General features: G+C 37.9%; 11 protein-coding genes. 2 read left to right on the top strand and 9 right to left on the bottom strand.

Going from position 1 to position 12,674, the window contains the following annotated elements; all coding sequences use genetic code 11:
- Nucleotides 1–43 precede the first annotated feature (43 nt).
- The 4 genes from BP17_RS04570 to BP17_RS04555 form a co-directional block, all read right to left on the bottom strand.
- Nucleotides 44–1,513 carry a UDP-N-acetylmuramoyl-L-alanyl-D-glutamate--2,6-diaminopimelate ligase gene (locus BP17_RS04570; RefSeq protein WP_035052114.1) on the bottom strand — a complete coding sequence of 490 codons (1,470 nt, stop codon included), beginning with the start codon at nt 1,511–1,513 and terminating at the stop codon, nt 44–46.
- A gap of 319 nt (nt 1,514–1,832) precedes the next feature.
- On the bottom strand, nt 1,833–2,501 hold the full coding sequence (locus tag BP17_RS04565; RefSeq protein WP_035052112.1) for a P-II family nitrogen regulator: 669 nt from the start codon (nt 2,499–2,501) through the stop codon (nt 1,833–1,835).
- Nucleotides 2,494–3,984 carry a DUF1538 domain-containing protein gene (locus BP17_RS04560; protein WP_035052109.1) on the bottom strand — a complete coding sequence of 497 codons (1,491 nt, stop codon included), beginning with the start codon at nt 3,982–3,984 and terminating at the stop codon, nt 2,494–2,496. Before BP17_RS04560 ends, BP17_RS04565 begins: the two co-directional genes overlap by 8 nt.
- A 1,074-nt stretch (nt 3,985–5,058) precedes the next feature.
- A complete protein-coding gene (locus tag BP17_RS04555; protein WP_051910448.1) occupies nt 5,059–6,324 on the bottom strand; it encodes a mechanosensitive ion channel in 1,266 nt (421 codons plus the stop codon).
- A gap of 223 nt (nt 6,325–6,547) precedes the next feature.
- On the opposite strand from BP17_RS04555, the gene BP17_RS04550 reads away from it, so the two are divergent.
- Entirely contained in the window at nt 6,548–7,897 is a 1,350-nt protein-coding gene (locus tag BP17_RS04550) for an MATE family efflux transporter (RefSeq protein ID WP_198022551.1), read from the top strand.
- Nucleotides 7,898–8,101: 204 nt separating this feature from the next.
- Here the strand turns inward: BP17_RS04550 and BP17_RS04545 are convergent, their stop codons facing one another.
- The 4 genes from BP17_RS04545 to BP17_RS04530 form a co-directional block, all read right to left on the bottom strand.
- Nucleotides 8,102–8,971 (bottom strand): DegV family protein, encoded by an 870-nt coding sequence (locus BP17_RS04545; RefSeq protein WP_035052105.1) that lies wholly within the window; start codon nt 8,969–8,971, stop codon nt 8,102–8,104.
- A gap of 53 nt (nt 8,972–9,024) precedes the next feature.
- On the bottom strand, nt 9,025–9,453 hold the full coding sequence (locus BP17_RS04540) for a DUF1801 domain-containing protein (protein ID WP_035052103.1): 429 nt from the start codon (nt 9,451–9,453) through the stop codon (nt 9,025–9,027).
- Nucleotides 9,454–9,491: 38 nt separating this feature from the next.
- The gene (locus BP17_RS04535) at nt 9,492–10,061 is read right to left on the bottom strand and encodes a hypothetical protein (RefSeq protein ID WP_035052101.1); all 570 of its coding nucleotides are present in this window, start codon (nt 10,059–10,061) and stop codon (nt 9,492–9,494) included.
- A gap of 231 nt (nt 10,062–10,292) precedes the next feature.
- Nucleotides 10,293–10,715, bottom strand: coding sequence for a VOC family protein (locus BP17_RS04530; RefSeq protein WP_035052099.1), 423 nt, complete (start codon nt 10,713–10,715; stop codon nt 10,293–10,295).
- Between the two features lie 237 nt (nt 10,716–10,952).
- Between BP17_RS04530 and BP17_RS04525 the strand changes: the two genes are divergently transcribed.
- Nucleotides 10,953–11,798, top strand: a complete 846-nt coding sequence (locus tag BP17_RS04525) for a glycosyltransferase family 8 protein (protein ID WP_035052097.1) — start codon at nt 10,953–10,955, stop codon at nt 11,796–11,798.
- 231 nt (nt 11,799–12,029) lie between these two features.
- Here the strand turns inward: BP17_RS04525 and BP17_RS04520 are convergent, their stop codons facing one another.
- Nucleotides 12,030–12,311, bottom strand: coding sequence for a DUF503 domain-containing protein (locus BP17_RS04520; protein ID WP_035052094.1), 282 nt, complete (start codon nt 12,309–12,311; stop codon nt 12,030–12,032).
- Nucleotides 12,312–12,674 lie beyond the last annotated feature (363 nt).

Genomic DNA, 12,674 nt, shown 5'->3' with positions numbered 1-12,674 from the left:
CTTCCCTTTTGTGACTCATTAATCAACTCAATTTCATTTCTAATTAATGCTCTAGAGTTGAAAGTTGATTTCCTTTTTCTTGCAGGTAATGCACTGTTTCTTGATCTGATTTGGTATGCAAAGCATAGTTTTCTTTGTATTGCTCATGCCCTTTACCTAATAATAACACCCAATCACCTGGTTGCGCTTCGTCAACTGCTTGTTGAATAGCCAGTGTCCTATCCATAATAATACTGGTAGTTTCTTCTACTTGACAGTCTTTTCGAATGGCTACGTAATCAGCATACAAACTGTCGATTGTCAAACCAAAGAGCTCCGTTACCGTTAAAAAGGCATACGTACTTAAGCGACAGACATTTTCCAACATCGCTTTCCGCTTGGATTTATCGCGGTTGCCTGCAAAACCAAAGACGGTTATGATGCGCTTTGCACCATTGCTGATGGCTGTATTGATCGAAGTCTCTAAAGCATCTGGCGTATGCGCGTAATCAACGACAACCGTCACCTCGTTGGCTAACCTAAAGATTTCAAATCGTCCTGTAATACCTGAAAAATCTGACATATACGGAGTGACTTGTTCATAAGGCACGCCTAGTTCATGAGCCACACCAATAGACATTGTTAGATTGTGCAAGTTATGTACCCCAGGTAAAGGAGTACGCAACTTATACTCATTGTTTTTATAGTTCACTAACACATGATTGAGTTCTTTAGTTAAAATTTGAACCTCATTATTGGGTTCTTCCCCAACGGTCACAACTTTTTTTTCTTCCGCTGTCAAACGCTCGATTAATTTTTTGCCCCAGCTATCATCATTATTAATAATTGCCGTACCAGCTGGTTTAAGTTTTTGAAACAATAAAGCTTTGCATTCAAAGTATTCTTCCATTGTATGGTGGTAATCCAAGTGATCGTGCTGCAAATTATTAAATAACGCATAATCAAACTGGATTCCTTCCAAACGATCTTGTTCCAGACCTTGAGAAGATACCTCCATGACTACAACTTGGTCCGTTGAAGTTGTTAACAATCGATTGATCGTGATGGCATTAGGAGTTGTGTTGATTGTTTTAATTTTTTCGCCATTGATTTCATTGTAGATAGTCCCAATCGAGGAAACACTGTATCCTTGGTGTTCTAATAAGTGCTTAATAAAGAAACTGATCGTTGTTTTGCCATTCGTCCCAGTAACACCAATCATTATTTTATCTTTTGATGGATCTTTATAAAATTTCTTAGCAACTTGCCCTATTGTCTTTCGAGCATTTTTCACTTTCAAATAAGGAACCGTTAAATTCGTCAGTTCATTTTCGCCAATAATCAGAATGGCTCCATTACTAATAGCTTGTTGGATATAGATGCTTCCATCTTCCTTGTACCCTTTTATTGCGATAAAAATAGAGCCCGGTTTGACTTCATTTGAATTATCAGTGATTCCTTTCACGGTTTGCGACTGATCTAAGGTTTCGCTGTAGTTTAAATGACCCATTGGTAGTACATCTGTTAATTTCATTTTAATCAGCTTCTCCCTTTATCCTATGATCCATCCAAAGTGAACGATTGTATCTATTCGTCTTGATTCTTGATCCGTAATCTCTACCTCAAAGTAAAACGCTCTTATTCGCTAAATCTTTCACTAGATACTCATTATTTTAACCTAGATATCACATAAATTCAATTTACATCCCTTTATTTAACCGGAAAATTGTAAATCTACTCATATTTGTCTGCTGCACGATTACAAATAAGCAAAAAAATAAAATCCCCATAAGACAATCGTCTTTTTAGGAATTTCATTTTTTAATTAGCTTAGTTAAAAAATCCAAGCTCTTTTAGAACAAACCTCTTGTGTTAGTTACATCCATCGTAAACAGTACACCGTTTCCAGGTTGTTCGATTTTCAGCGCATTGCTGATAGACGCTACTACAGCATCTGTAGTATGTTGTTCAGTCAGGATCATCACGACTTCTTTTTCAGGTTCAATATTCATTGAGAAAAGGCGACTCGTTTCATGACTACCTGAACCACGAGCATTGATTACTGTTCCACCTTGCGATCCTGCCGCAACGGCAGCGTCAATCACTTCTTCTGCTTGGCCACGATCAACGATTGTAAATATAGCTTGATGCATCCTATCCTCAACCTTTCTGCCGTGCGCATCTGTATTGTAGACGCAACTACGGTTTCCTAATAAATTTGCAATGGGAATCGTAAAGGCGATTCCACGATTTCTTTTTTTCAATTGTAATTTCTCTGTTAAGTCATCCAACGCTGCTTCAGCTACTTCCTTACGGGCAGCCATAAACAAAATTTCTTTTCTGACATCTTCTAATCCAAAAAACTTCAAGGCTGAATTGGAAGCTGTTCCTGAACCGCGAAAAACGGTCCCGCCTGAAACACCATTCTTTTTAGCAATTTGTAATGCTTTACTACCTATACCACTGTTAACAACTAAGAACAACACGTCATAGTCGATTCCTTCAATAATTGCCTTATTCATTTGCGTGGATTCCTCCCTTGCGAGATTTAATTTTAAATAGTATGCCCAGTATTTCTAATGTGATAATAGGCATCATGGCGACCATAGCAATCATCCCAAATCCATCTAGCAAGACATTTGCCCCTTCAATCGATTCAGCAGCCCCTTGTACAAAGGCTAAAATAAAGGTCGCCGTCATTGGTCCCGAAGCGACACCACCAGCATCAAATGCCATTCCGACAAACATTTTAGGTGTGACATACATTAATCCGATAGCCAACATGTACCCTGGTAAAATGAAATGCCATAATTGTAGGCCTGGGATCAAAATGCGAATCATGGATAAAAGAACAGCTAATCCAACACCAATTGATAGTGCTGTCAGAACAACTTTTCTTGTAACATATCCATTTGTAACATCTTCAATTTGATTGGTTAAAACATAAACAGCCGGTTCGGCTAAAATGGTTACGATCCCTAGCACGAAAGCAACAATTAGTACATAAATGTTATTGTCTAAAGCTGCTACAGTATATCCTACCACACTTCCAACATCCATGAAACCAGCATTTACTCCAACTAAGAAAATGACTAAGCCAAAGAAAACGTAAAGGATTCCTTTCATGATTTTAATCAATTTTTTTTTCGATAATTTCAAGAAAAAGAATTGGTACAATAAGAAAATAGCGACGATTGGAACTAAAGCAGTCATTATTTCTTTCATAATAATCGGGAAATGATGAATAAATGGCGCTAAGATAGAAGGCGAACCACCCAAATCTACGGCTAAACTACCTGAAAGTTCTTCTTGTCCGCCAAAGATATTCATCATCATAACGGCAATAATCGCTCCTGAAGAAGAAATAGCAACTAAACCAAAACTATCTTTTTCAGATGCTTTGCCATCTTTTTTCAAGGTAGATACACCTAATGCGAGAGCCAGCATAAAGGGTACCGTCAACGCACCCGTAGTCGCTCCAGAAGCATCAAACGCAATAGCTAAAAATTCATTTGAGGTGAATAACGATAAGATAAAGATGACCAAATAAATGCCGGTCAATAGTTTGTACAATTCAATATTAAATACGATCCGCAACAAACCAATCGTCATCATCACCGCTATCCCAATCGAAACATAAATCAATATGCTCATATTGCTGACAGCTCCCCCAGTTACATCTGCAATCTGGTTGGCTAAGATATGCAGATCCGGTTCTGCTATCGAGATAAAGAACCCTAGTATGATTCCGGCAACAGCAACGATCCAAACTTTATTACTCTTGGCCATCCCTTTTCCTAAGTTGGTCCCAATCGGGCTGACCCCAATATCGGTCCCCAATAAAAAGATTGCTAATCCAACAACAATAAACAACGCACCTAATAAAAAGCGCAACAACAAATTGGTTTCAAGTGGCGCTATGGTAAAATGTAAAATCAATACGATCAAAACGATTGGTAAAACGGAGAGTGAAACTTCTTTTAATTTTTCGGTAAGTATATTCAAATATACGACACATCCTTTATGTTTTCAGTAATTTTGTCTTTGCTTCATGAGGATTGCTGAAGAAAACAAAAAGATAATTGATTGCGTACAAACCACTCTCTTGTTTGAACGTTCAATGACCTAATCGTCTGATTGAAACTGTTTTTTGCTTTCATCAGCCATCCGTGCAAGCACCCACTTTACTACCTATACCTAGTGTACCATAAAATCGTCCAAAACTAAAATCTGCCTGCCTACACGTATAAACTACTCGAACTAACGCTCGTTCACACTACTCAAATGCAAATTACGGTCTCAGTTAATCGAACTAACTTTCGTTACGTCTACTCAAACGCAAATCAGGATCTCAGTTACTCGAACTAACGCTCGTTTACACTACTCAAACGCAAATCGGGATCTCAGTTACTCGAACTAACGCTCGTTACGTCTACTCAAACGCAAATCGGGGTCTCAGTTACTCGAACTAGTGCTCGTTACGTCTACTCAAGTGCAAATTGCGGTCTCAGTTAATCGAACTAACGCTCGTTCCCATTACTCAAGTGCAAATCGGAGTCTCAGTTAATCGAACTAACGCTCGTTCCCATTACTCAAATGCAAATCGGAGTCTCACTTACTCGAACTGACGCTCGTTACGTCTACTCAAACGCAAACCAGGGTCTCAGTTACTCGGACTAGAGCTCATTAAAGCTTACTTGCTCTTAACAAGATAGTTTTAAAACACTCCCTACTCATTTATTACTTGTTTAACTTACCAATGAGGAGAAACCAGCACTAACTCTGATGTTAATAGATTAGTTTAACTACTTACTGGAAAATTCTGGCGGAATAGGGTTGCTTGTAGCCATTGTATTGGATTCAATGAGAATTACACAGCGATTACGCTGCGTTTGAAGCTTGAAAGGCTGTAAGACTATAGGCTTACAGTTGTTCCCATGGCCCTACACAAGCAAACCCGTTATTCCAAAAGAAATTACTCTTGGAAGCCTCCACATTATTTGATATAAAAGATTTTTTTGTAAAAAAATAAAGCCAAACTCCCTTATTAGAAGTTTGACTTTATTGAAGATATGTCAGTTATAAAGTTGGCCCTTGATCGTCCGATGAGTTACTTTCTTTTTCCATCTTCTTATCTAATGTAGCTAATTGACTTTTAGCGAAATCACGCCCACCAATACCAAACGCAACAGCAAAGGCAACAGATAAAGCACCTAAAATCAAGATAAAGGCCGTGTTAACGATGCTTGTAGCGAATCTCAATTGGTCTAAAGCCATGAAGACAGATAAAACGATCAAGATATATTTCAAACTTTCACCAGCGAATTTGTTCCCAGTCGATTTTGTAACAAAACCACCTAAGACTGTTCCACCTACGACACCAATTCCTAAGATGACCATAGCACTAATAACCAGTGGCAAGTACGCAATCACTGCTGAACCAATTGAGTTTAAAACTTCTAAGTTTAAGACATTTAAAGCTTCAACTGAGAAGAAAACTCCGATAACAACAGCTACAACTTGTCCAATGATTTTAGCAATATCAAGATCCATATTTCCTGAATTCTTAACGAATCTAGTTAAATTATTGATCCCTGTGCTAGAAAGTAAATCGGTTAAGAGTTCACCTACAAATCTAGCAATAGCGATACCAACAGCTAATAAAATGACAGCTACGATGATATTTGGAATCGCAGCTAAAACTTGGTTCAATACGCCAACGATTGGACGAGAGATTGTTTGAATATTCAATGTTTCTAACGCAATAGTAACGATTGGAATCAGGATAACGATATAGATAATATTACCTAATACGTTAGCCATTGTGCTCTTTTGACCAGCAGAAGGTGCTGCCTCTCTTGCTGATTTGGAAGTTGTAAGTTTAGAGACCCACTTATCAACATCTAGTGTCAGTGCTAAGTTGTACACAAGATTTTTAACAAAACGAGCGACAATTATCCCAATAGCCATAATAATCGCAGCAGCGAACAAGTTAGGGAAGAAGTTCAAAGCAGTATCAAACATATTCGAAATTGGTTGAGCAACTGCATCTAATCCCAACATACCCAGGATACCTGGTAAGAATAATAACCAAACTAAGAAATATAGGACTTGGGATAGGGAATCGATGGTTGTTTCGGCTTGCTCTTGTGAATTCGTTACACCCCATTTTGTTAAAACTTTGCCAAAACCGGCTGCTTTCAGCCCTTTTTGAACAGCCTTTTTAACAAGTGTAGCGACGATCCACGCCAGTACCAATAGCAAAATAGCTCCTAATAATGTCGGCAGAAAATCAACGAATGTATTTAGACCCGAACCAATTGAATTTGTTACTGTGTTATTCATGATTAACATCTCCTTTTCTTTATAATATAGGTCTTTACAATTATTAGTATAGCTGATGTGATTTTTTTAATGAAATAATATGCATCAGCTATTGCTTGATTTTTGTAGCTTTCCTCAATACTCCTATTTTATCAGTATTTAAAGGACTTTTATCATTGACTTAAAATACGATAATTGTTATATTCTAACGAGGTTCTAAACCAATTATTGAAAAAGAAGGTGCATCATTATCAAGAAAAATCGACTCGAGACCGACTCTATCCCAAAGCTGTTAGTTGAATTCTCGATACCGGCAATCATCGGGATGCTGGTTAATGCAATCTACAATATTATTGACCGGATATTTATTGGGAATGATCCGGTATTAGGTTCTCTCGGCTTAGCCGCCGTATCTATTACTTTTCCTGTAACCTTAGTTTTACTAGCGTTTGGCTTAATGGTAGGTGTTGGAGGATCCACCCGTTTCTCTATTAGTTTGGGTAAAAAGGAAACTGAAAAAGCTAAATTCTTTTTAGGAAACGGTGTAACTTTAGCTATTATTGCTGGACTAGTTTTTATGATTTTAGGAAATGTTTTTATCGAACCGATTTTACGTATTCTTGGTGCCAGTAACGCTGTTCTCCCTTTCGCTACTGATTACTTGAGCATCATTCTTTACGGAGCCGTCTTTCAAAGTCTCGCTATGACATTGAATAACTTTTCAAGAGCCGATGGAAATCCACGTAATTCCATGGTCAGTATGATGATTGGTGCTGGATTCAATATCATTTTCGACTACATTTTTATTGTTCAAATGGGCATGGGTATGAAAGGAGCTGCTTATGCTACGATTGGTGGTCAATTTCTTTCTATGGTCTGGCAATTAGCTTACTTCTTAGGACCTAAAGCCAACGTTTCGTTAGCTTTTCAAAATATGAAACTAAAATTTGTCTACGTGAAAGACATTTTAACCACTGGAATACCTGCCTTCTTTCTACAGATGGCGAATAGTGTTTTGAATATCGTGATCAACGCTAGTTTAGTCATTTATGGTGGAGACATTGCAATTTCTGTTGCAGGTATCATAACCAGTGCAACAACACTTATCATTATGATGGTTGCTGGATTGATCCAAGGTCTCCAACCGATCATCAGTTACAATACCGGAGCAGAGCGAACTGACCGTGTAAAACAAGCATTAAAAATAGCCAGTGTTGTTGGCGGAATCATTAGTACTAGTGGTTTCTTGATCTTTCAGTTCTTCCCAGAATTTGTTATAACTTTATTTAACCAGGAACCAGCTGTTGTTTCTTTAGGAGTTGAAGCCATTCGCATATGGACCGCAGCCTTTCCACTGGTCGGCATCCAAATCGTTTGGGCCAGCTACTTTCAAGCCGTTGGAAAAGTCCGATTGGCTAGCTTCTTAAACTTAGCTCGCCAAATCATCTTTTTGATTCCTTTAATTTTGATTCTATCGCCAATTTTTGAACTCACTGGTATTTATGTGGCTGTTCCACTTGCTGAAATGTTAGCCTTTATCGTGACGTTTATCTTTTTAAAAAGTCAGTTTAAAGCTTCACAACATCGTCTTTAACTACTGACACCTATCACCAAAAAGGAAGAGATCAAAGACTTATTGTCTTCGATCTCTTCCTTTTTTTATAAGTAGGTTCGAGTTTTTGAGGGTCACTCTTTCGTCAAAGGTGAGTTCACAAACAAGTTGAGCCCCTTTCTGGAGCCACTTCTTCGTTAAACGGCTCGCCTGCGAAAAGTGACGCCCTAAATAAGTAGCTTGCTGTTAATTTTGGTACCATTTTGGGCGTTCATCAAAGTAAAAGACACCGATCCCGCCATTTCCAATGTGTGTGCCTAATACTGCCCCGATTCTAAATAATTGTGTTTGACAGTCGGGTAAGGCTTCTTTTATCATGGTTTCAATTTTTTTAGCAGTCTCTTCATCGTCGCCATGACTGATGCCAATGGTTTGATCCGTAAAAGTCTTTGCGCCATCCTTTACATCGTCGATCAATTTTTTATAAAGTTTTCGCTCTCCGCGAACTAATTTGCTCAACTGGATAAAGCCGTCATTTACCGTTAAATACGGTTTAATATTCAAAGCTGATCCTACGTACCCAGTAGTTTTAGCTACACGCCCGCCTTTAACCAGCCATTTCAGATCCCTTAAGGTAAATTTATAATAAACATGCGCAATATTCCACTCCATTTGGTGAACGATCTCATCAAATGATTGACCTGCCTCGATCATTTTCAATGCTTGTAAAGCGATCAAAGCTGCACCGCCAGATCCACCTCTTGAATCGATTAAGGCAATCTTGCGTTCAGGATACTTTTCCTTGTATTCTTCAATAACTTGGTGTGCAAATTGATACGTTCCAGACATCTCCGCTGAAAAAGTTAGATAAATGCAGTCTTCCTTTGCTTGGATAGCTTTATCCAAGACTTTTGTCAGCGATTCATAAGAAATTTGAGCAGTCTTTGGCATTATTCCAGAGCGCATTGCTTCATAAACAGCGTCTACTGAGATTTCTTCGCCATCCAAATAAGTTTGATTTTCCAAGGTTATGCTGAGCGGTATCACTTCAAAATCATACTGCTGTTCCATCGCTAAATTCCGATCACACGTTGTGTCAATAATTAATTTTGTCAATTTATATTCACCTTATCCACTTGTATTTACCAAATTTTTTACCAGTATCATTTCTATTTTGACTCAGGATATGTTTCTTTCGTAAACTTTATACTAGCTTGTGCTAATTCTTTTAACACAGCTGGGTCAATATCAGAAATTTTTTTGATGTACAAACAGCTTTTCCCCATTTTGTACTTACCTAATCGGCTCAATTTTTCTGCTCTTTTTTCATCATCCGGTTGTGAAAGGTAAATGCTGAATTGTGTTTTTCTTGGAGAAAATCCAATCAGAGCCGCATCTCCTTCGTGTCCGCTTGGGTATTTATAATGATAGCGTCCGAAACCAATAATATCGGTCCCCCACATTTTAGGTTCATAACCCGAAGCGTCACTAAATAATTGAATCAACTGATGTGCATCTTGCCGCTTCTTTTCATCTTCGACTTTTTCTACAAATGCTGCAACACTTTCTGAAGTTTCTTGCGTTTTATTCTTAACCATCCTAAATCCTCCTCTTCCAAATTGGTATTAGTCGATCGTTAGCGTCTCATTTCAATCAGCGCTGCTGCTTCTTCAACAGTTAGCGATTGTGGGAAATAGTTATTCCAAATTAAAACCAAGTATTTCAAGTTGTACGTACCATAAATTTTTTGAGCATTTTCTAATTGTTGCAAAAAAAGCGATTGGTTTTTTAATTCTCCAACAACTGGAACTGGACTCATTTCACCTTTGATAGAAGAAATAAGTTCATTTGGTATGACAAGCGTCACGACATTCTTTACTTGAAAAGCCAATAAATAGCCTGATTCAATACTTGATTGGACAGCTCTAAGGGTTTCATCGGATACCACTAGTGAAGCAACTTTGGCTAGATCAGCAATTATTTGTGCTCCATTTTCATCCAACTGGGCAAAAAAATGCGCTGCATTTTTGATAATAACTGGTTTTAGCTGTTCAACCATTTTAGCTTTTGTAGCACTCTTGCGAACTGGTACCTGTTGTTTTTCAGCAATTTGTAGCAACTGACTTTTCTTGTAAGCTAATAATCCTTGCTCTAAATCACTGAAAGTTGTGCCTTTGATCAGTGGCACATTATGTATCTCTATCATTTTATCAACACTCCTATACTTTCCTCTTAGTTATAGACATTCTACCGCATTTAAGCCAATTCGTAAAATGACTAAAAAAGACGGAGTGGGAAAAAAACGTTTAGACCCGAAACTTCTAACGCCTACCTTATCTCTAAGTGGCTAGAGCCACAAGAGCAAGGGCAACTGGAATAACCATTCAAATATAGGAAAGAGGCTAGGATTTTGTCCAGCCTCTTCTCATTCTATCATTTAACTTTCCATGGCACTCATGTCCATGTACATGATTTCCCACAGATGTCCATCCAAGTCTTTGATTCGACGGTAATACATCATCTCTTCTTCCTCTTCACTCAAAGCAGTCGTCTTATCTTCACCACCATGCTCAATGGCTGTAGCAACAAATTTGTCTACCGCATCTTTTGATTCCACTTGCAAAGCTAAAATCACTTCATTTTCTTTTGAAGTATCTGCTATTTCCAGGTGAGTGAAACTGGTAAAGAATTCTTCAGTTAGCAACATCACAAAAATCGAATCATTAATGACTAAATTTGCGCCTTTATTGTCAGTAAATTCTTCATTAAATTCGAAACCAAGTGCTTTAAAAAATGAGATTGATTGTGCCAAATTTTTTACTGGCAAATTCACATAAATTGAACTTACTTTAATGGTCATTTTTCACACCTCCTTTATATGTACCTTGGTTCCTAACCTCAATTAAATTGTCTCTATTCAAGCCTAGTATACTCGTAATATTAATTTTTATCCAAGTACTTGTCCTCTTCTTTTGAACGGTATTTACTATAGCATAGGCGTTTTGTTTGATTCTTTAGCGTTAAAAGATTATGATTAGTATGCTAAACATCAAGTGGCACAAAAGTTTCGTTCAGTGCTAAAAAGGGGATAATTAATATGATTGATCCAGATATTACAATCGTTTCAGCTGCAGATGATGGTTTTGTTCCACACTTGGCTACCTTATTTTTATCGATTTTGAAAACAAAAAAAGACGAAACAAAAGTCAATTTTTACGTCATTGATGACGCTATTTCGTTGGTTTCTAAGGAAGCTTTAAACCGAATGGTAAATGAATACAATGCCTCTATTAGCTATTTGCAGATCAATACACTTAATTTTGAAGATATGGTCGAAAGTGATCGAATCCCTAGGACAGCTTACTTCAGAATTGCGATCCCTAATTATCTTAAGCATACGGACATCAAGCGTGCGATCTATTTAGACTGTGACATTGTGGCTAAAGACGATATTGAAGATATTTGGAATATCGACTTGGGCGATAATTTATTAGCAGCTGTTGAAGACGCTGGTTTCCACCAACGATTAGATGCTATGGAAATCGATGCTGAATCCAATACCTATTTTAATTCTGGTATGATGATCATCGATATCGAAAAATGGCGTGCTGAAAAAATATCCGAACAAGTATTAAAATTTGCTACTGAAAATTCAGATGAGTTGAGATTCCATGATCAGGATGCTTTAAATGCGATTCTGCATGACCGCTGGCTAGTGATGCATCCACGTTGGAATGCGCAAGCTTACATTATTACCAAAGAGAAAAAGCACCCAACCAAAATTGGCAACTTAGAGTATACCGAAGCTTGCAACGACCCAGCTTTGATTCACTATAGCGGTCATGTTAAGCCATGGCATAGCGAATCAGACCACCCTCTTCGCGATGAATACTTAAAAATTCGAGCAGAAACGCCTTTTGAAATGAAAGAAGTCTCAAACTAAAAAAAGGGAAGTGGGACAAAAAACGTTTAGACCCAAAATCTTCTAACGCATACCTTCTCTCTAAATTGGCTAAAGCCACAAGAGCTAGGGCAACTGGAACGAATAAGCGCAGTACGGTCACAGACCATCGAGCATTATTGTGGACTTTGGGTCTGCTTTTTGGAGCACGTTCTAAAATAGTTATTCGGATATAGGAAAGGGGGCTGGGAGTTTTATCCCAGCTCCCTTTTTCTATAGTTCCATTCGTTCAATGGAGTGGATCTCAACGTCTCCATTATCTTCAATTTCTTGAAGTACTTGATCCAAGATCTGCTGGCTTAATTTATGATTGTTGCTTACTACTGCAACCCCCAATACACCTTGATTCAACGTATCATGAGCTTCAACTTCAGAAATACTAACATTGAACTTGTTTTGGGTCTTTTTAATAATGCTTTTCACCACACTGCGCTTGTCTTTTAAAGAATACGAGTTGTAAATGAGAAACGATACTTTCATCCCTAAAATAATCATGCTCAACCTCCTTTAAATGGCTTATTATTCCACTATCGAACAATAAGAGCGACCGAATGAATCATGGGGTTAAATAAATGATCCTCTATTTTGAAGTTACTCTAATTAAGGCTCGTTCCCGCTACTCAAATGGAAAATCGACTTTGAGTTACTCGAACTAACCCTCGTTGCAATTACTCAAATAGAAATCGACTTTGAGTTGCTCGAACTAACGCCTGTTGTAGCTACTCGCCTCTTAAAAGATAGTTTTAAAACACACCCTAGTCAAACGGCTACTGCAACCTGAGCTTGTTTGACTAATAAACCGCTAAACAGTCGAATAACGGCTAAATCCAAGCTTATTTGTCCGATTTCGGCTAAAAA

The organism is Carnobacterium pleistocenium FTR1 (genome assembly GCF_000744285.1).
Taxonomy (GTDB): Bacteria; Bacillota; Bacilli; order Lactobacillales; family Carnobacteriaceae; genus Carnobacterium_B; species Carnobacterium_B pleistocenium.
Note: the sequence above shows the minus strand (reverse complement) of the source record. Positions and strands in the feature narration are given on the sequence as shown.